Origin of the sequence: Nonomuraea sp. WAC 01424, assembly GCF_003947315.1 — a bacterium.
Taxonomy (GTDB): Bacteria; Actinomycetota; Actinomycetes; order Streptosporangiales; family Streptosporangiaceae; genus Nonomuraea; species Nonomuraea spiralis.
The window spans coordinates 86,640-105,351 of record NZ_QHHZ01000023.1 but is presented as its reverse complement, the minus strand read 5'-3'; the positions used below and the strand labels follow the sequence as shown (position 1 = coordinate 105,351).

Here is an 18,712-nt window from a genome sequence, read left to right as displayed (position 1 = left end):
ATGAACCCGGCCCCTTCGAAGGAGACGAGATGACCGCCGACCGCCACCGTCCCGGCTACGTCCGGCGCCGACTTGGACGCGCCCTGCTGCTGTACGCCGTGGCGATGGCGGTGGCGCTCGTCGTGATCGCGGTCTTCTGGCTGACCAGGAGCTGACACCGGTTCTGTGCCAAGGTTGGGTAAGCGCCGCGCTACAGAGGTGACCGCCGGGTAGGTCCCCGATCACGGGGAAGGGACCTTCATGGCTACTCGGCACACCCATCAGGAGCATCTGGGCCACGTCGTCTTCATCACCGCCGCGGCGGCCATCGGCGGGTTCCTGTTCGGCTACGACAGCTCGGTCATCAACGGCGCGGTCACCGGCATCCAGCGGCACTTCCGGGTGGGCGCGGTGGAGATCGGCTTCGTCGTGGCCATCGCGCTGCTCGGGTCCGCGCTGGGTGCCTGGGTGGGGGGCGGGCTGGCCGACAGGTGGGGACGTACCCGGTCGATGAAGGTGGCCGCGGTGTTGTTCACCGTCAGCTCGATCGGGCAGATGTTGCCGTTCGCGATCTGGGACCTGGCGCTGTGGCGGGTCATGGCGGGCTTCGCGATCGGCATGGCCTCGGTGCTCGGGCCGGCCTACATCGCCGAGGTGGCGCCGCCCGCCTACCGGGGGCGGCTGGGCTCGTTCCAGCAGCTCGCCATCGTGCTCGGCATCGCGGTCTCGCAGCTCGTCAACTACCTGATCGCCCAGCTCGCCGGCGGCAAGGTCAACAACCACCTGTGGGGGTTGCAGGCGTGGCAGTGGATGCTGGGCGCGTGCGCCGTCCCGGCCCTGCTGTACCTGCTGTTCGCCTCGGCCATCCCCGAGTCCCCCCGCTACCTGATCATGTCGGGCCGGTCCAGGAAGGCCCGCGAGGTGCTGGTCGAGGTCGAGGGCGAGGACGTGGACCTCGACACCCGGATCGCCGAGATCCAGCACGTGCTCAGGACCGAGCGCGTGCCGGGGCTGAAGGACCTGCGCGGACGCGCGTTCGGGCTGCTGCCCATCGTCTGGATCGGCATCATCCTGTCGGCGTTCCAGCAGTTCGTCGGCATCAACGTGATCTTCTACTACTCGTCCGTGTTGTGGCAGTCGGTGGGCATCAACCAGAGCAACTCGCTGCTGATCAGCTTCTCCAGCTCGATCATCAACATCATCGGCACGTTCATCGCGATCTCGCTGGTCGACCGGATCGGGCGCAAGCCGCTGCTGCTGATCGGCTCGGCCGGCATGACGATCGCGCTGGGCACCGCGGCCTGGGCGTTCAACGCGGCCACGGGCGCCGGGGGCGCGCTGCCGAGCCCGCAGGGGCCGATCGCGCTGGTCGCGGCGAACGTGTTCGTGTTGTTCTTCGCCCTGTCGTGGGGTGTCGTGGTCTGGGTCCTGCTCGGCGAGATGTTCCCCAACCGCATCCGCGCCGCCGCGCTCGGCGTCGCCGCCGCCGCGCAGTGGCTGGCCAACTGGGCGATCACGGTCTCGTTCCCGGCGCTGTCGGAGTGGAACCTGCCGCTCACCTACGCCATGTACGCCCTGTTCGCCCTGCTGTCCCTCCTCTTCGTCGCCAAATGGATCAAGGAGACCAAGGGCCGCAAGCTCGAAGACATGGGCTGACCAGGCCGCGCGGTGGGCTAATCTCCGGCACGTGCTCGTCGACGTGCTCGGTCCCGGTCTGAACGTGTTGTTCTGCGGCATCAACCCCGGCCTGATGTCCGAGGCCACCGGCCACCACTTCGCCCGGCCGGGCAACAGGTTCTGGCCGGCGCTCCACCTGTCCGGCTTCACGCCGCGCCTGCTGGCCCCCGCCGAGCAGCACCTGCTCCCCTCGTACGGGCTGGGCATCACCAACATCGTCCCCCGGGCCAGCGCCAAGGCGTCGGAGCTGACCAGGGACGAGCTGGCCGAGGGCGGGCGGCACCTGGCCGGGAAGGTGGCGGAGCTGGGGCCGAGGGTGCTGGCGGTGCTGGGGATCTCGGCGTACCGGACGGCCTTCGCGCGGCCGAGGTCGGTCATCGGCCCGCAGCCCGAGACGGTCGGCGGGGCCCGCGTGTGGGTGTTGCCGAACCCGAGCGGGCTCAACGCCCACTGGACCGTGGCCACGATCGCCGAAGAGATGGGCCGTCTGCGGGCGTCGCTGGACTGAGCCGCGGGTGCCCCGCGGTGGCGGGGCACCCGCGCGGGGCTACTTGGCCGCGAAGTCCTGCGTCCAGTAGATGCGGCCCTGGGCGTTCTTGGCCGCGCCGACGCCGATCACGGTGTACCGGCAGTTCATGATGTTGGCGCGGTGGCCGGAGCTGTTCATCCAGGAGCTCATCACGGAGGCCGGGGTGGCCTGGCCGAAGGCGATGTTCTCGGCGAAGGCGGTGCCGCCGGTGAACCCGGCCGCCCTGATCCGGTCCATGAAGCTGCGGCCGTCCTTCGAGGTGTGGTCGAAGTAGTTCTTGGCCGCCATGTCCGAGGAGTGGCCGAACGCGGCGGCGAGCTGCTGCGGGTCGTGCTTGAGCGGCTTGCAGTCGCCCTTGGCCCGCTCGGCGTTGACCAGCTTCAGGACCTCGTTCTCCTCCGCGGTGCCCACGGCGCCGCCGCCCGGGGTGCCGGTCGGGGTGGCGGTGGGGGTGCCGCTGGGCTTGGGGGACGGGGTGGCCGAGGTCGTGGGGGTGGGCGTCGGCGTACCGGCCGGGGCGCAGGACAGCTTGACGGCCTTGGACCTCGCGCCGCGTCCGCGGTAGTCGGTGGCGACCGCGTAGTAGACGCCGGGCGCGCACGGCAGGGTGAGCGCGAGGCTGCCGGACCTGGTGGCGCCGCTCTTGACGACCGGGTCGGGGCCCGGGACGGCGCGCTTGACGCGCACGCGCAGCAGCGTGTCCGTACGGCAGCCCCGGCGGGTGGCGGCGGAGACGATCTGGGCGGAGTCGTTGACACGAGGGGCGGCCACGGTGACCCGGCAGCGGCTCGCGGCCTCGCTGCCGGCCGTGGCGGGCTCGGCCGTGGTCATCGGCGTACAGAGTGCGGCCAGGCTCACGAGGCCGGCGAGTGCCCCTAGGGGTTTGCGCATCGGGGGCTTCCTCCAGTTGCGATGGACGCTGGATCGCACCGCATTCTGGTGGGACCGGAACCCCAATGTCACGATATTTGCGAAATTTCCTTGAGGTCCGGGTAAACCAAAGTGTCCCCAGAGGCGTCCTGGCCCGTTCCACGCCCGGGGTTGTCAGACCCTGAATTCCTCGGTCCTGTGGGCGTACGCGGGCACGGCGGCCCGCATCTCGTCGGTGATCGACGGCGGCGGCAGCGGCACGATCTCCCGCCGATGGAAGTCGCGTACGTCCTCCCCCTCGGCGAACAGTTCCTCGACCGCCCGCAGGCATGGGCCGACCACGCCGGGATCGGTGATGCGCCGGCCGCCCGCGCCGCCGCCGTACTCGTCGTAGAGGACCTCGTACATCAGCTCGGGGGAGAAGATCACCAGCTCGGGCAGCGGTTCGAGGGCGGCCACGCGCGCCGCGGGCACCACCCGGCACGGCGAGCCGGCCCTGGCCCGCATGTCCAGCAGATGCATCTCCCACTGCAGGTACGGGCTGACCGGGAACTCCACCACCCGCACCCGCCGGACCGGCACGCGATGGCGGAAGTAGCCGGCCACCAGCGGCGCCATCTTCTCCGACAGGGCGAGGGAGCCGGCCCAGTCGCCGTCCATCATGGCCCGCCAGCTCGCCACGTCGGGCTCGTAGAAACTCTGGGCGCGCTCCAGCTTCCACAGGGGAGCGGCGCAGCCCGCGTGGTCGCGCTCGAAGGCGGCCAGGTAGCCGGGCGCGTCCAGGACGAGTGCGCCGGCGCCGCCCACGGCGGCGAACGGATTCGTGACGGCCAGCACGGAACCCGGCTTGATCATGCGACGCCCCTTCGCTCGGTGAGACCCGCCCAGATCATGAAATGGAGCTTGATCCGGGTCAAGGCCCAACATCACGAAGGGGCGTGACGGTCACCCGCGGTAGTGAAAGCGGCGGTGCACCAGGTTGAACACGGTGGCCACCAGGAAGACCGCCAGCAGGATCTTGAAGAAGCCGAACCCGAAGACCAGCCCCAGCACCCCGAAGACGATCAGGAAGGGAAGGAACGGTCCGGGACCGTGGTGGCCCCGCCCGTGACCGTGGTGGCGGTTCCAGCGGCGGCCCGCCTGCCCGTGGTGCATGGCCCGCATCTGCTGACGGTGTGCCCGCATGGCGTCGCGCCAGGCGTCCCGGTCGAACTGGGGGAGCTGCTGGGCGGGGGCGTAGCCGGGGCTGTAGGCGGGCGCCTGGCCGGGCAGATCGGCCGTCACCTGGGAGAGGTCGCGGACCGTCTTGGAGGCCAGTGCCCGGTCGAGCCGCTCGTCGAGCTCCTCGTGGGTCAGACGGCCCTGTGCGAAGTGCTCGCGCAGGGCCGCCATCGTCTGCTCGCGCTCGGCGTCGCCGATACGGAGATCGTTGTGGTCCATGCCTGGTTCCTCGCTCTCCCCGAACCGGCCTGTCGCTGCGGAGCCGGTCACCTGGTTACTCCTCGCCCGGTTCGCCGTCGGCCAGGATCTGGTAGAGCTTGCGCCGGGTCTCAACCAGAGTCTTACGCGCTTCGCGGATTTGTGCGTCGTTTCCGGTCTGAAGAACCTGCATCATGGCGAATGCCGACTGTCGGGCGATGTGCCAGAGATCGGCGGTGTTGTCGTCGATGTCCGGACGCATGTCGTCCCAGGGGGCGCGTACCTCGTCGGCGTGGGCCTCGATGTAGGCGCGGCCCTCCTCGGTGAGGCGGAAGGTCTTGCGGCCCTCGTTCTCCTCCGCGATCACCAGGCCCTCGTCCGTGAGCTGCTGCAACGCCGGGTAGACGGCGCCGGGGCTGGGCTTCCAGCCGCCCTCGCTGCGTTCGGCGATCTCCTGGATGACCTGGTAGCCGTTGCGCGGCTCCTCGGCCAGCAGGGCCAGGATCGCGGCGCGTACGTCGCCCCGCTTGGCCTTGCGGCCCCGGCCGCCGCGCCAGCCGTGGTGTCCGCCCCAGGGACCGCCCGAACCGAAAGGCCCGCCCGGACCGAAGGGGCCGCCGCGGCCGAATTCGAACGGGAACGGTCCGCCCGGCCCGCCGCGCCTGCCGCGTTGCCGGCGCTCGCCCTGCCCACCGCCGCCCCGGTGATGGTGGTGATGGCCGCCCATCTGCTCGAAGGCGTCGGCCATGGCCCTCAGCTTCTCGCGGGCCGCGCGCAGGTTCTCGCGGGGGGCGAACCACTCGCCGCCCGCTGCATGCGTGTAACTCATGATTTTCTCCTTCTATCGCGATCTGTTCTCGATGCGTCAACGATATATCGCTACTGTTTCGTTCACAAGCCGTTGGGAAGAGTGAGACAGATCACGAAAAAGTTGCGGAATCGGGGAACAGTATTGGGATGAGCGCCGTTGAACAGAGCAGACGAGGTCGTTCCGCGTCGGCAGGGCTGGGGGGTGCTGTCGCCGCGGAGACGACCTCGTCTGCGTTTGCGGGTACTTCGGGCCGGACCGTTCCACCGTCCGGAGGCTCGTGCGGCGGGGCTCTCCGCGTAAAGCGGCTCTTTGCAATACAGTCCCGATCATGATGGGGCACACGCACGCGATGACCGGGGCGATCGCCTGGCTGGCGCTGGCGCCGCCGCTCGCCGCACTTCCGCTGCTGAACGAGAGCTCCCGGTTCATCGACACCGGCATCATGGCCGGCGCGCTCGGCCCGGCCGAGCTGATCGCCGGCGCCCTGGTCTGCGCGGGCGCGGCCATGCTGCCCGACCTCGACCATCCCAGCGCGACCATCGCCCAGACCTTCGGTCCGGTGACCTGGTTACTCAGCAAGTTCGTGTCGTGGATCAGCGGCGGCCACCGCGGCATGACGCACTCGCTGGTCTTCGCCGCGGCGCTCGGGTTCGGCGTCCACTGGCTGGCCAACACCTATCCGATCGGCCGCGACATCGTGGTCGTGCTGCTCGTCGGGCTGGCCCTGCGGGCCATCGGCGTCGGCATCCCGGGCAACAAGGCCGGTTCGGCGATGATCAACATCGGCCTGACCGCCGGCCTCTACGCCGTCTTCCTCTCCCTGCACGTCGGGTACGCCTGGCTCGGCCTGGCCGTGGGCGTCGGCTGCCTGATCCACGTGGTCGGCGACTGCATGACCGAACGGGGATGCCCGGTGCTCTGGCCGCTCGGCGCCAAGTTCGTGTTGCCGTGGAAGATCGGCATCAAGACCGGCAAGAAGTTCGAGCAGAAGATCCTCGCGCCGATCCTGTCCGTCGCGATCATCGGGCTGCTCTTCTGGCGGCTGGCCCCGCTTTAACTTGATGTCGAGATACCGTAGTAATATCTTGACGTCGAGACATCCGCCGCGAGTCCCGCAGGTTAGGTTCACCTAACGTACGTGTCGTTCCGTGGGTGCGGCAGGATTCAAGTGAGCAATTGTCTGATGGAGGAGGCGAATCACCGTGTCCGCGAACAGCTTCGGCAGCCGTGACACGCTACGCGTCGGCGACGCGGCGTACGAGATTTTCCGGCTTGACGCCGTCGAGGGCGCCGCACGCCTCCCGTACAGCCTGAAGATCCTGCTGGAGAACCTCCTCCGCACCGAGGACGGCGCCAACATCACCGCCGACCACATCCGTGCGCTCGGTGGCTGGGACCCCAACGCGGTGCCCAGCGTGGAGATCCAGTTCACGCCCGCCCGCGTCATCATGCAGGACTTCACCGGCGTGCCCTGCGTCGTCGACCTGGCCACGATGCGCGAGGCCGTGCGCGACCTGGGCGGCGACGCCGCGCGGATCAACCCGCTCGCGCCCGCCGAGATGGTCATCGACCACTCGGTCATCGTCGACTACTTCGGCCACCCCGACGCCTTCCAGCGCAACGTCGAGCGCGAGTACGAGCGCAACCATGAGCGCTACCAGTTCCTGCGCTGGGGCCAGACGGCCTTCGACGAGTTCAAGGTCGTCCCGCCCGGCACCGGCATCGTCCACCAGGTCAACATCGAGCACCTGGCGCGCGTGGTGATGATCCGCGACGGCAAGGCCTACCCCGACACCTGCGTCGGCACCGACTCCCACACCACGATGGAGAACGGCATCGGCGTGCTCGGCTGGGGCGTCGGCGGCATCGAGGCCGAGGCCGCGATGCTCGGCCAGCCGATCTCCATGCTGATCCCGCGCGTGGTCGGCTTCAAGCTCAGCGGCAAGCTGCCCGCGGGCGCCACGGCCACCGACCTGGTCCTGACGATCACCGAGATCCTGCGCAAGCACGGCGTCGTCGGCAAGTTCGTCGAGTTCTACGGCGAGGGCGTCTCCTCCGTGCCGCTGGCCGACCGGGCCACGATCGGCAACATGAGCCCCGAGTTCGGCTCCACCTGCGCCATCTTCCCGATCGACGGCCAGACCGTCGACTACCTGCGCCTGACCGGCCGCTCCGAGGAGCAGATCGCGCTGGTCGAGTCGTACGCCAAGGCCCAGGGCCTCTGGCTCGACCCGCAGGGCCCCGAGCCGGTCTTCTCCGAGTACATCGAGCTCGACCTCGGCACGGTCGTCCCGTCGATCGCCGGCCCCAAGCGCCCGCAGGACCGCATCGAGCTGTCGGCGGCCAAGGCCACCTGGCGCCGCGACGTCGAGAACTACGTGGTCGACGGCGTCGACGAGGAGGGCGAGGAGTCCTTCCCCGCCTCCGACGCGCCCGCCTCCAACGCCCGCGCCGACGGCGGCCGGCCGCACAAGCCGGTCCCGGTCACGCTGGCCGACGGCACGTCGGTCGAGATCGACCACGGCATCGTGTCGATCGCCGCGATCACCTCGTGCACCAACACCTCCAACCCGTACGTCATGATCGGCGCCGCGCTGCTGGCCCGCAACGCCGTCGAGAAGGGCCTGACCCGCAAGCCGTGGGTCAAGACCTCGCTGGCCCCGGGTTCGCAGGTCGTCACGGGCTACTTCGAGCGGTCCGGGCTGCAGCCGTACCTCGACAAGATCGGCTTCAACCTGGTCGGCTACGGCTGCACCACCTGCATCGGCAACTCCGGGCCGCTGCCCACGGAGATCTCCGACGCCATCCAGGCCAACGACCTCGCGGTCACCGCGGTCCTGTCCGGCAACCGCAACTTCGAGGGCCGGATCAACCCCGACGTCAAGATGAACTACCTGGCCTCGCCGCCGCTCGTGGTGGCGTACGCGCTGGCCGGCACGATGGACATCGACCTGGCCACCGAGCCGCTCGGTCTCGGCTCCGACGGGCAGCCGGTGTTCCTCAAGGACCTCTGGCCGGCGCCGGAGGAGATCGCGACCGTGGTCAACTCCTCGATCGGCCGCGACATGTTCGAGCGCGACTACGCCGACGTGTTCAAGGGCGACGACCACTGGCGCTCGCTGCCGATCCCGACCGGCGACACCTTCGAGTGGGACCCGTCCTCCACGTACGTGCGCAAGGCCCCCTACTTCGACGGCATGCCGGAGAAGCCGGAGCCGGTGACCGACATCTCGGGCGCCCGCGTGCTGGTCAAGGTCGGCGACTCGGTCACCACCGACCACATCTCGCCGGCCGGCTCGATCAAGACCGGCACCCCCGCCGCCCAATACCTCCAGGCCAACGGCGTCGAGGTCCGCGACTTCAACTCCTACGGCTCGCGGCGCGGCAACCACGAGGTGATGATCCGCGGCACGTTCGCCAACATCCGCCTGCGCAACCAGATCGCGCCCGGCACCGAGGGCGGCTACACCCGCGACTTCACCCAGGCAGACGGCCCGGTGTCGTTCATCTACGACGCCTCGGTCAACTACGCCGAGGCCGGCACGCCGCTGGTGGTGCTCGCGGGCAAGGAGTACGGTTCGGGCTCCTCGCGCGACTGGGCGGCCAAGGGCACCGCGCTGCTCGGCGTGCGCGCCGTGATCGCCGAGTCCTACGAGCGCATCCACCGCTCCAACCTGATCGGCATGGGCGTGCTCCCGCTGCAGTTCCCCGAGGGGGCCACGGCGGACTCGCTCGGGCTGACCGGCGAGGAGACCTTCGACATCACCGGCGTCGAGGCGCTCAACGGGGGCGGCATCCCGTCCACGGTGCACGTCAAGGCCGGTGACGTGGAGTTCGACGCGGTCGTCCGCATCGACACGCCCGGCGAGGCCGACTACTACCGCCACGGCGGCATCATGCAGTACGTCCTGCGCTCGCTCCTGGCCAAGTAGTGACTTCCCGCGCCCGCGTACGGTCAAGAGCCGGCCGCGGGCCGGGGACGGGGCGCGATCCTCACGCGCCCGCATCGGGGGTATCACCCGACCCGTGAGAGCCGCCCGGCGGAACACCCTCCGCCGGGCGGCTCTCCGCTTTCCACGTCACCGGCTCGAGGTGCGGTAACGATGGGTGGCCAGCGGGGCGAAGACGGCGATGAGCGCCACCGACCACAGCACGCTGGCCGCGACCGGATGGTGCAGCGGCCAGACCGAGCCCGCCGAGGTGGGATTGCCGAACAGGCGGCGGGCGGCGGCCACGGTCGCGCTCATCGGGTTCCAGTCGGCCAGCGGCCTGAGCCAGGCGGGCAGGCCCTCCGTGGGCACGAAGGTGTTGGCCAGGAACGTCATCGGGAACAGCCAGCCGAACGTGGCGGCGTCGGCCTGCGCGCCGCTCTTCACATACAGGCCGATGTAGGTGCCGACCCAGATCATCGCCAGGCCGAACAGCGCCAGCAGCCCGAAGGCGGCCGCCGTCTCGCCCGGCGACCCGTGCGTACGCCATCCGGCCAGCAGGACGCCCGCCGCGACCATCGCGGCCAGCGACATCAGGTGCATCGACAGGTCGGCCACCGTGCGGCCGACGAGCACGGCGCTGCGGGCGATGGGCTGGGCCCGGAACCTGTCGATGATCCCGCGTTCCATGTCCTCGGCGACCGCCGTGGCGGCCGCGGTCGCCGTCATGGCCATGACCTGCATGAAGATGCCCGGCATCAGGAAGGCGCGGTAGTCGCCGCCGTCCGGGAGGGTGATCGCGCTGCCGAAGACGTACCCGAACAGCACGGTCATGATCACGGGGAAGACCAGGAAGCCGGCGATCTCGCCCGGTTGCGCCTTCCATCGCGAGTACGTACGGCCCGCGATGGTGAGGGAGTCGACGATGGTCCAGCGCAGGTTCATTCTCGTGGCTCCTGTCAGGCTGTCGGGTGCGTCACGCGGTCGGGCTGTCGGGCTGTTGGGCGCGTCACGCGGTCAGGTGGAGGAAGACCTCGTCGAGTGTCGGGCGGCGCAGCGCGAGGTCCTCGACGGCGAGCCCGGCGGCGTCGAGGGCGCGCGCGGCGCGGACGAGCGACTGCGCGCCGTCGGGCGCGGGCAGCGTCACCCGCGTCCCGCCCGGCTCGGCCGGCTCGGCCGCGGAGACGGCCGGGCCGAGCGCCCTTAGGCCCGCCGCCACGTCACCGGGCTCGCGGAAGACGATCTGGACGCGGTCGCCGCCGACCTGCTTCTTGAGCGCGCCGGGTGAGCCGGCCGCCGCCACGCGGCCCTCGTGCAGCACCACGACCTGGTCGGCGAGATGGTCGGCCTCGTCGAGGTACTGGGTGGTCAGCAGCAGCGTGGTGCCTTCGCGTACCAGGTCGCGCAGGGCGTCCCAGAGCTGGAGGCGGCTGCGCGGGTCGAGCCCGGCGGTCGGCTCGTCCATGAACAACACGGGCGGCGCGACGATCAGGCTGGCGGCCAGGTCGAGCCGCCGCCGCATGCCTCCCGAGTACGTCCTGACCAGCCGCCGCCCCGCCTCCGCCAGCCCGAACCGCTCCAGCAGCTCGTCGGCCCTGCTCCTGGCCCGGGCCCTGGACAGGTGGTAGAGGCGGCCGAACAGCTCCAGGTTGCGCCGGCCGGTCAGCAGCTCGTCCACGGCCGCGTGCTGACCGGCCAGGCCGATGCGGAAACGCAGCCGGGCCGCGTCGCGCACCACGTCGAGCCCGGCGACCTCGGCCCGGCGGCCGTCCGGACGGAGCAGGGTGGCCAGGATGCGCACGGTCGTGGTCTTGCCTGCGCCGTTCGGTCCGAGCAGTCCGCACACCGTGCCCGCCGGGACGTCGAGGTCGATGCCCCTGAGTGCGTCCTTGGTGGCGTACCGCTTCCGCAAACCCTCCGCGTAGATCATCGCGAGGTCTCCTTAACGGTGTTAAATCCAACAGCGTCAAGGATGCATTTAACGTTGTTAAGCTGTCAATCGTGGCACTCGAAAAGGGCATCATCGTGGCCGCGGCGCTGCGGCTGCTGCAGGACAAGGGGCTCGACGGGCTCACCCTGCGGCGGCTCGCGGGGGAGCTGGGCGTCCAGGCGCCCGCGCTCTACTGGCACGTCAAGAACAAGCAGGAGCTGCTCGACGCCATGGCCGCGGCGATGACGGCCGCCCACATGACCCGTCCCGCGCTCGCCGATCCCGCCGCCTGGCGGGAGTGGATGAGGGACTACGCCCACCGGGACCGGGCGATGCTCAACTCCTACCGCGACGGGGCCCGGCTGGTGGCCGGCACCCGGCCGTCGCCGCTGCTGTTCGAGGTGGTGGAGCGGTCGGTGGCGTCACTGGAGTCGGCCGGGTTCACGGCGGGCGACGCGGTGCGCGGGCTGTTCGCGGTCAGCTCGTACGTCGCCGGGTTCGTGCTGGAGGAGCAGGCCGACCGGATGCGGCCGGACGCCGACGGGGCCATGCCGGACCTGGCCGCGTTCCAGGAGGCCCACCCGCGGCTCATGGCCGGGCTGGCGGAGGTGGGCGACCCGCAGGGCGAGCGGTCGTTCGAGGGCGGGCTGCGGCTGATCCTCGACGGGATGGAGGCGCGGCTGCGTCAGGAGACCTTCGAGTGATCCTCGACGGGATGGAGGCGCGGCTGGGTCAGGAGACCTTCGAGGCCGGGGCCGACCAGGTGTCGCAGGCCGCCGGGGAGACGGCCCGGTAGCCGCGCTCCAGCCAGTGGACGCGGTTGGCGCCCGTGCCGTGGCTGTGTTCCTCGCCCTCGTCGCCGGCGGCCCTGGTGGCGTCGAGCAACGCCGTCCAGTCCTGGCGGGTGCGGGACAACGACGGCCACACGCTGCCCAGGAACGCGCCCGACAGGCAGTCGGCCTGGAGCTCGTAGCGCCGGCTGTCGGCGCCCTTGCGCACGCCGAGGAGGCTCTGCACGTGGTGGCCGTACTCGTGGGCGGCGACCTTGAACGGGTAGAGGTCGGTGCGGCCCTCGATCCAGCCGCCCGTGAGGGGGAAGACCAGGGTGTTACGGCCGATGCAGTAGAAGGCCGCCGCGTGCTCGGGCCAGGCGATCCCGCACACCCGGCGCTCCGGCTCGTCGTAGTAGCGCACGACGGGCTTGCGGAACGTGCGCCCCACCCGTTCGACGTACGTCCGCCACGACGTGTCCAGGCACTTCACGACCGCCGTGAGGTACTCCCGGCTCCTGGGGATGCCGCCGGAGCTGAGGGGCGTCTCGGGACACGCCGACCGGCCGAGCTTCGGCGCGGCGGCCTGCGCGGGCGCGGCGACGACCGTCAGGACCGCTAGGACCGCTAGGAGCGCCAGGACGGCGAACGCGGCGCGGCCGCGCGGGGCGGGGGAGTACACGGTGAGCAGCTTAGAGGAACGGCCTCGGGAGGCGTGCCCGTTGTGCCCTGTGTGCCCGGCGTGCGCGGCGTGCTCGGCGTGCTCGGTGTGCGCGGTGTGCCCGATGTGCCCGGTGTGCAGCTCACGGGCGCGGCCTCGGGGTGGACGTGCGGTGCGCGGTCCGGCCGGAAGGAGCGCCGGTAGGCGGCGGGGGTGGTGTTCAGCGCGTTGTGGAAGTGGCGGCGCAGGTTCACCGCCGAGGACAGCCCGACGCGCTGGGCCACGGTCTCGACCGGCAGGTCGGTCTCCTCCAGCAGGGCGCGGGCGCCGGCCAGGTGGCGGGCGAGCAGCCAGCGGCCGGGGGAGATGCCGAGCCGGTCGGTGAAGTGACGGCTGAACGTACGGCCCGACAGTCCGGAACGGGCAGCCATGTCCTCGACCGTCAGCGGCCGGTCCAGGTTGGCGTTGATCCAGTCCAGCAGCGGGGCGAGCGAGTCGGGCACCGGGCCGGTCGTCGGCAGCTCGGGATACTGGCGCTGGCAACCCTCCCGGTGCGGGGCGGCCGACAACTGGCGGCCGATGCGCATCGCCAGGGCGGCGCCGTGCTCGTCCCGGACCTGGTTCAGGCAGAGGTCGACGGTCGTGGCGGTGGCGCCGGCCGTCGCCACGTCGCCGTGGTCCACGTACAACACGGACGAGTCGGTACGTACGCGCGGGAAGCGTACGGCGAGTTCGGCGGTCAGCTCCCAGTGGACGGCGGCGGTGCGGCCGTCGAGGAGGCCGAGGCTCGCCGGGACGACGACGCCGGAGGCGATGGCCACGATCCTCGTGCCCCGGGAGTGGGCCGCCAGCACCACGGCGCCGAGGTCGGGGGAGACCTCCACCGGTGAGCAGCCGCTGAGCGCGACGATCAGGGTGTCGGCCTCGGCGAGGGCCTCCAGCCCGCGTTCGACGACGATGTCGACGCCCAGGGTCGTGCGGATGGGGCCGGGCCGTTCGGCGCAGAGCGCGAACTCGTAGTGGTGGGGGATGTCCGGGCCGTGGTAGCCGAAGACCGCGGAGGCGCTGGTCACCGGGTACAGCTCCTGGACAGGGCCGACCAGGGCGACGACACGGTGCTTCATGGCAGAAATATACCTAATGATGTCATTGTGGACACCTGTGCCGGGGTTGCGGGATGTCCAGAGTAGTGGGTCATGGAGTTCAGGAAATGACCGCCCTCTACGACCGCGAACCGTCCGTCGCCGCCCCCGCCGGGCTCTGGACCAGGGACTTCGTCCTGTATTTCGGCGCCAGGTCGGTGTCGTTGCTCGGCGACTCGATGATGCCCGTCGCGACCGCGCTGGCCGTCGGCGCGATCTACGGGGTGGCCGGCGTCGGGTACGTACTGGCCATCTGCACCGCCCCCTTTGTGGCCTTCATCCTGTTCGGTGGGGTGTTCGCCGACCGGCTGGGCGCGCGGGCCATGATGGTGACCGCGGACATCATCCGGATCTTCACCCAGACCGCCGTGGCCGTCGCGTTCTTCACCGGCACCCCGCCGCTCTGGCTGCTGCTGGCCGCCTCCTTCCTGTCCGGTACGGCGAGCGCGATGTTCCAGCCCGGCGTCAACGGCATGATCCCGCTCGTCGCCGAGGACCCGCAGCGCGCCAACGGCACCTTGAAGATCGCTGACGCGATGACCCAGCTCGGCGGGCCCGTACTGGCGGGCGTGCTGATGATGTTGACCGGCGCGGGCGCCGTCTACGCGGTCGACGCGGGGACGTTCCTGATCAGCGGACTGTGCCTGGCCCTCATCCGGCTGGCTCCGGCCCGCCGGGCGAAGGAGGAGCGTTCGACGGTCCTGGTGGACCTGCGGCGCGGCTGGGTGGAGTTCCGCTCCCGGAGCTGGATGTGGTCGGTGATCCTCATCTGGGTGGTCTTCGGGATCCTGGTCTTCGGCCCGTTCGTCCCGCTCAGCTCGCGCATGATCGGCGACCGTCTCGGCGAGGCCGCGTACGGGTGGGTGATGGCCGGTCTCGGCGCCGGGACCGTGCTCGGCGGGGTGATCGCGATGCGGTTCCGGCCGTCACGGCCGCTGGCCGCGGGTGGGGCGGCCATCGTCGGGTTCGGGTTCATGCCGCTGGTGGTGGCGCTGGAGTTGCCGTTGCCGCTGCTGATGGCGGGGCATCTGGCGGGGGGGATGGCGTTGGCGTTCTGGGCGGTGATGTGGTCGACGAGCGTGCAGACGCAGGTGGCACCCGACGTACTCAATCGGGTGACCGCCTATGAGATCGCGGGGTCGGTGTCCGGGATCGCGGTGGGGCAGGCGCTGGTGGGGCCGGTGTCGGAGGTGGTCGGCTCGCGGGACCTGCTGTTCGTCTCGGCGGGGGCCTCGTTCGCCGTCTGCGCGGCCCTGCTCCTCACCCCCTCCATCCGCCGCCTCCACCGCACCTGACACCGGGCCCCCATCCCCCGGTCCTGACGTCGGACGGCCGAGGCAGCGAGCCGCACACCACCTCGCCACCACGCAGTCCTGCACCCGCTGCCCCGCCGCCGAGGCCATCCCCGCCGTCCCCGGCTCCGCCACTTCGCTTCCCGGCCGCCTCGCTGTCCTGCGCCGCGCCACCGCCCAGTGCCCGGCCCCGTACGGGCTGGGGGTTTAGGGGGGTTGGGGGGTGGTTGACTCGGGGGGTGGAAGATGCGGTTTTGGTGGTTGTTGTTGGTGGTTTGGCCGTATTTGTGGGGGCGGTGGTTCAGGGGAGTGTGGGGTTCGGGCTCGGGCTGGTGGCGGCGCCCGTGATGACGATGCTCGACCACACCGTGATGCCCGGCGCGATCCAGGTGGTCAACATGACCCTGCCACTGTTCACGCTGGCCGCGGAGTGGCGGCGGGTGGATTGGCGGGGGCTCGGGTTCGCGGTGCTCGGCAGGCTGCCCGGCAGCGCCGTCGGCGCGTTCATCGTCGTGTACGTCTCGGTCCAGGCACTGGGCGTCTTCGTCGGCGTCATGGTGCTGCTGGCCGTCGGCCTCACCGCCCGTACGGTCAGCGTCACCCGCAACGGCGCGACGATCATCGGCGCGGGCTTCGTGTCCGGGATCACCGGCACTGCCACGGGCATCGGCGGCCCGCCCCTCGCGCTGGTATACCAGGACGCCAAGGGGCCCCAGATCCGGGCGACCTTGGCGATGTTCTTCTTCCTCAGCGCCGCCCAGTCGATGGTCGTCCTGGCGCTCGTCGGCCACCTGCCCGCCCGCGCGCTCGCCACGGGCGCGACGCTGATCGTGCCGATGGTGCTGGGCTTCCTGGCGTCGGGCCCGCTGCGGCGCTACCTCGACGGCGGCAAGGTACGTGTGGCCGTCCTGCTCGTGGCCACCACCTCGGCGCTGGCCCTGATCACGCAGAGCCTGCTCGCCTGACCGGCCGGGCTACTCGCCCGTCAGTCCGTCGACGGACTCGCGGATGAGGTCGGCGTGGCCGGCGTGGCGGCCGTACTCCTCGATCATGTGGACGAGGATCCAGCGCAGGCTGGGGCTCCGGCCGTCGGGCCAGGCGCGCCGGGCGGGCTGGTCGAGGCCGCCGGTGGCCAGGGCCTCGGCGAGCAGGTCGCGGGAGCGGGCCACCGCGTCACGCCAGAGCGCCAGCAGTTCGCCGGGGGTGTCGTCGGCGGCCGAGTGCCAGTCCCAGTCGGGGTCGGCGTTCCAGTCGACGGTGTTCCACGGGGGGTGCGGCTCGCGGTCGTGGAGCCGGCGGGAGAACCAGTGGTCCTCGACGTAGGCCAGGTGCTTGAGCATGCCGCCGAGTGTCAGGGGGGAGGCGGCGGCGGTGGTGTTCAGGCCCGCCGCGTCGAGGCCGGAGCACTTCCACTCCAGGGTGGCCCGCAGGAAGTCGAGGTAGCCCAGGAGGGTCGCCGTCTCGTCGCCCATGAGAGGCGGCTCGGGGCGTCCCTGTTCGTCGAAGTCGGTCATGAGCGGACAGCGTACCGGCCGGGCCTCCCGTACCCGCAAGGGCGAGGACGAGCCGCAGGCCACCGCGCGCCCGGTATGCCGGCGGGGCGGCGGCGTGACAAGGGGGCGTTGGTTGGCGAGGAAGAGCCGATGGTCGAGACAGGCGAATGTTGTAGGCAGGTACCAGCTCCAGCCAGGCGCGCGGACAGACACTAACGTGGCGAGGGGCAAACTTTCGGCTTCGGGTTGTGTAAGTCTGGTCGCCTCGCCACCGCGGACGTCCGTCTCGCTTGACCTCTTGCGCGTCAGTCCGGCAGCCAGTGCAGCTCGTGCGCCAGGGTTCTGGCGACGGCACGGACGCGGCGGTGCAGTGGCGACGGCTCGCGTGGGAGGACCAGGTGGATCGTCAGGCTGGGCGCGCCCCGCAGCGGTCGCCAGGTGAGACCGGCCGGTGATGTCGTGATCGCGGCTTCTCCGGCCGGGGCGAGGGTGATCCCGTCGAGCAGGTCGCGCTGAGACATGTCGAAAGAGACTGCGGGTGTGTGGAATCGGGGCTGTGGTCGGGTGTCTCGGAACAGTGCGGACAGCTGATCGTGGATCACGGGGTTGGCCGCACGGTCCGGGAGTCGCAGCGGATACGCGGCCGCGTCGGCGATCTCGATCTCCGGGTGTTCGGCCAGCGGATGGTGCTGCGCCAGCTGGACCCCGATGCGCTGACGCCGCAGCAGGAATCGGCGCACGCCACGGCCCGGCTGTTCACCGCGGGTGATCCCGGCGTCGATGCGGCCGTCGGCGACCGCGGGGGAGATCTCCGGTGTCGCCATCGGGACCGCGCTGACCTCGAGTCCGCTGTTGCCGCGAATCAGCCTGTCCACCAGGGCCGGTGCCGTCTCGGCCCCGGTGCTGAGGCTGTATCCGATGCGCAGCGTGCCCAGTTCGCCGGCCGCCGCGCTCCGGGCGGTGTCCCATGCCCGGTCCAGCGCCGCCAGCTCGGGCGGCGCGGACTCCGCCAAAGCCGCACCGGCCGTGGTCAATACGACGCTACGCGTGTTGCGGATCAGCAGGGCCGTACCGAGTTCCGCCTCCAATCGGCGCATCCGGGCGCTGAGTGCGGGCTGTGCGATACCGATCCGTGCGGCCGCGCGGGTGAAGTTCAACTCCTGCGCCAGCACCAGGAAGTAGCGCAGGCTCACCGTGTCCGGCGCCACGTGCCCTCCCTGTCGATTGATAACGATCCGTTCTGAGTTTATCCCGAACGGGTCTTTCCCTCGGCCGCATATCAAGCCCTAACCTGCGCATATGTCGATTCAACTGACCGCAGTACCCGTCGCCGGGATAGATCGATCTGAGTGTCAATTCGAAGTCGGACGTGTCCGGCCGAACACGGGAGGCTTCCATGGCTAAGGGCTACTGGGTCAGCGTCTACCCCGCCATTTCCGACACTGAGAGGCTGGCTGCCTACGACAAGCTGGCCGGTCCGGCTGTACAGGCTGGGGGTGGGCGCAACCTGGTCCTCCTCCCGTCCCTTGGCGGTCGAGTCGTCGCCCACGAGGCCGGAATCACGCAGCGCGTCGTTCTGATCGAGTTCGACAGCTTTGAACAGGCCGTCGCGGCATACGAGAGCGAGGCATACCAGAAGGCGCTGGTGGCCTTCCCCGACGGCGTCGAGCGCGACTTCCGCATCGTCGAAGGCATCGACTGACCGAGGTCCAGCCGGATCTTCACTGAAGATCCACCATCTTGGTCTTCGCTGGTGCGGCTGCTGGCGTGGCGGGGTTCGTGGGTGCTCGTGCTGCCCTTGCGCGGCGGGAGCTCGGCCACGACCTGGCCGTCGCGGGGCAGCCACACCAGCGGCACCGGCCCCACTCCCGGCGCGCGCAGCTTGGGGTCGTCGCGCAGGACGATCTGGATCAGGTGGGTGTCGAGGCAGGCGACGGTCGCCCGGATCAGGTGCAGGGCGAGGGCGGACACCTCGACGTGCTCGCGGTCGTCGCCGTCGGGTCGAGCGCGACGAGGGTGTCGCCGCGGCGCATGTGGCCGAGGGCGGAGGTCAGGCCGGGCCGGGTGATGCCCTTGACGCCGGATGCCTCTACCGGGCATTCGCCGTAGCCGAGGCGGCAGCCCGGACAGGCCGCCGCGAACGACCGTGTGACGCTGAGACCCAAGACCCAAGACCCAAGACCCAAGACCCAAGCCCGCCCCGATCCGGC

General features: G+C 70.7%; 20 protein-coding genes. 9 read left to right on the top strand and 11 right to left on the bottom strand.

From position 1 onward, the window contains the following. The first annotated feature begins 29 nt into the window (after positions 1–29). The 3 genes from DMB42_RS55700 to mug all read left to right on the top strand — a co-directional run bounded on the left by DMB42_RS55700 (position 30) and on the right by mug (position 2,164). Positions 30–155 (top strand): hypothetical protein, encoded by a 126-nt coding sequence (locus DMB42_RS55700; protein WP_260478332.1) that lies wholly within the window; start codon positions 30–32, stop codon positions 153–155. 85 nt (positions 156–240) lie between these two features. Further along, the gene (locus DMB42_RS46005) at positions 241–1,635 is read left to right on the top strand and encodes a sugar porter family MFS transporter (protein WP_125646355.1); all 1,395 of its coding nucleotides are present in this window, start codon (positions 241–243) and stop codon (positions 1,633–1,635) included. A gap of 31 nt (positions 1,636–1,666) precedes the next feature. Then, entirely contained in the window at positions 1,667–2,164 is a 498-nt protein-coding gene (gene mug, locus DMB42_RS46000) for a G/U mismatch-specific DNA glycosylase (RefSeq protein ID WP_125646353.1), read from the top strand. A gap of 39 nt (positions 2,165–2,203) precedes the next feature. On the opposite strand, the gene DMB42_RS53845 is transcribed toward mug, so the two are convergent. The 4 genes from DMB42_RS53845 to DMB42_RS45980 all read right to left on the bottom strand — a co-directional run bounded on the left by DMB42_RS53845 (position 2,204) and on the right by DMB42_RS45980 (position 5,303). Further along, positions 2,204–3,076, bottom strand: a complete 873-nt coding sequence (locus tag DMB42_RS53845; RefSeq protein ID WP_185845213.1) for a CAP domain-containing protein — start codon at positions 3,074–3,076, stop codon at positions 2,204–2,206. Between the two features lie 153 nt (positions 3,077–3,229). Then, positions 3,230–3,910 (bottom strand): DUF6879 family protein, encoded by a 681-nt coding sequence (locus tag DMB42_RS45990; RefSeq protein ID WP_125646349.1) that lies wholly within the window; start codon positions 3,908–3,910, stop codon positions 3,230–3,232. 90 nt (positions 3,911–4,000) lie between these two features. Next, positions 4,001–4,495, bottom strand: a complete 495-nt coding sequence (locus tag DMB42_RS45985; protein WP_125646347.1) for a DUF1707 domain-containing protein — start codon at positions 4,493–4,495, stop codon at positions 4,001–4,003. Positions 4,496–4,550: 55 nt separating this feature from the next. Beyond that, the gene (locus tag DMB42_RS45980) at positions 4,551–5,303 is read right to left on the bottom strand and encodes a PadR family transcriptional regulator (RefSeq protein ID WP_125646345.1); all 753 of its coding nucleotides are present in this window, start codon (positions 5,301–5,303) and stop codon (positions 4,551–4,553) included. 310 nt (positions 5,304–5,613) lie between these two features. On the opposite strand from DMB42_RS45980, the gene DMB42_RS45975 reads away from it, so the two are divergent. Both DMB42_RS45975 and acnA read left to right on the top strand, forming a co-directional pair. Then, positions 5,614–6,342 (top strand): metal-dependent hydrolase, encoded by a 729-nt coding sequence (locus DMB42_RS45975; RefSeq protein WP_125646343.1) that lies wholly within the window; start codon positions 5,614–5,616, stop codon positions 6,340–6,342. Between the two features lie 145 nt (positions 6,343–6,487). After that, positions 6,488–9,217 (top strand): aconitate hydratase AcnA, encoded by a 2,730-nt coding sequence (gene acnA, locus DMB42_RS45970; RefSeq protein WP_125646341.1) that lies wholly within the window; start codon positions 6,488–6,490, stop codon positions 9,215–9,217. A gap of 147 nt (positions 9,218–9,364) precedes the next feature. On the opposite strand, the gene DMB42_RS45965 is transcribed toward acnA, so the two are convergent. Then, positions 9,365–10,159 (bottom strand): ABC transporter permease, encoded by a 795-nt coding sequence (locus tag DMB42_RS45965; RefSeq protein WP_125646339.1) that lies wholly within the window; start codon positions 10,157–10,159, stop codon positions 9,365–9,367. Between the two features lie 64 nt (positions 10,160–10,223). Beyond that, positions 10,224–11,144 (bottom strand): ATP-binding cassette domain-containing protein, encoded by a 921-nt coding sequence (locus DMB42_RS45960; RefSeq protein ID WP_125646337.1) that lies wholly within the window; start codon positions 11,142–11,144, stop codon positions 10,224–10,226. 71 nt (positions 11,145–11,215) lie between these two features. Between DMB42_RS45960 and DMB42_RS45955 the strand changes: the two genes are divergently transcribed. Continuing rightward, a complete protein-coding gene (locus DMB42_RS45955; RefSeq protein ID WP_221762663.1) occupies positions 11,216–11,848 on the top strand; it encodes a TetR/AcrR family transcriptional regulator C-terminal domain-containing protein in 633 nt (210 codons plus the stop codon). A 28-nt stretch (positions 11,849–11,876) separates the two neighbouring features. Here DMB42_RS45955 and DMB42_RS45950 read toward each other — a convergent pair whose 3' ends face one another. Both DMB42_RS45950 and DMB42_RS45945 read right to left on the bottom strand, forming a co-directional pair. After that, positions 11,877–12,596, bottom strand: coding sequence for a neutral zinc metallopeptidase (locus tag DMB42_RS45950; RefSeq protein ID WP_125646335.1), 720 nt, complete (start codon positions 12,594–12,596; stop codon positions 11,877–11,879). After that, positions 12,542–13,699 (bottom strand): GlxA family transcriptional regulator, encoded by a 1,158-nt coding sequence (locus DMB42_RS45945; protein WP_185845212.1) that lies wholly within the window; start codon positions 13,697–13,699, stop codon positions 12,542–12,544. Before DMB42_RS45945 ends, DMB42_RS45950 begins: the two co-directional genes overlap by 55 nt. Before the next feature lie 86 nt (positions 13,700–13,785). On the opposite strand from DMB42_RS45945, the gene DMB42_RS45940 reads away from it, so the two are divergent. Continuing rightward, positions 13,786–15,012 carry an MFS transporter gene (locus tag DMB42_RS45940; RefSeq protein WP_125646333.1) on the top strand — a complete coding sequence of 409 codons (1,227 nt, stop codon included), beginning with the start codon at positions 13,786–13,788 and terminating at the stop codon, positions 15,010–15,012. 272 nt (positions 15,013–15,284) lie between these two features. Continuing rightward, positions 15,285–15,974, top strand: coding sequence for a sulfite exporter TauE/SafE family protein (locus DMB42_RS45935; RefSeq protein WP_260478331.1), 690 nt, complete (start codon positions 15,285–15,287; stop codon positions 15,972–15,974). 9 nt (positions 15,975–15,983) lie between these two features. On the opposite strand, the gene DMB42_RS45930 is transcribed toward DMB42_RS45935, so the two are convergent. Both DMB42_RS45930 and DMB42_RS45925 read right to left on the bottom strand, forming a co-directional pair. Continuing rightward, the gene (locus DMB42_RS45930; protein WP_125646329.1) at positions 15,984–16,523 is read right to left on the bottom strand and encodes a DinB family protein; all 540 of its coding nucleotides are present in this window, start codon (positions 16,521–16,523) and stop codon (positions 15,984–15,986) included. Between the two features lie 284 nt (positions 16,524–16,807). Next, the gene (locus tag DMB42_RS45925; protein ID WP_125646327.1) at positions 16,808–17,710 is read right to left on the bottom strand and encodes a LysR family transcriptional regulator; all 903 of its coding nucleotides are present in this window, start codon (positions 17,708–17,710) and stop codon (positions 16,808–16,810) included. Between the two features lie 188 nt (positions 17,711–17,898). Between DMB42_RS45925 and DMB42_RS45920 the strand changes: the two genes are divergently transcribed. Continuing rightward, positions 17,899–18,204, top strand: coding sequence for a DUF1330 domain-containing protein (locus DMB42_RS45920; RefSeq protein ID WP_125646325.1), 306 nt, complete (start codon positions 17,899–17,901; stop codon positions 18,202–18,204). Between the two features lie 244 nt (positions 18,205–18,448). Here DMB42_RS45920 and DMB42_RS45915 read toward each other — a convergent pair whose 3' ends face one another. Further along, on the bottom strand, positions 18,449–18,667 hold the full coding sequence (locus DMB42_RS45915; RefSeq protein WP_125646324.1) for a hypothetical protein: 219 nt from the start codon (positions 18,665–18,667) through the stop codon (positions 18,449–18,451). Positions 18,668–18,712 lie beyond the last annotated feature (45 nt).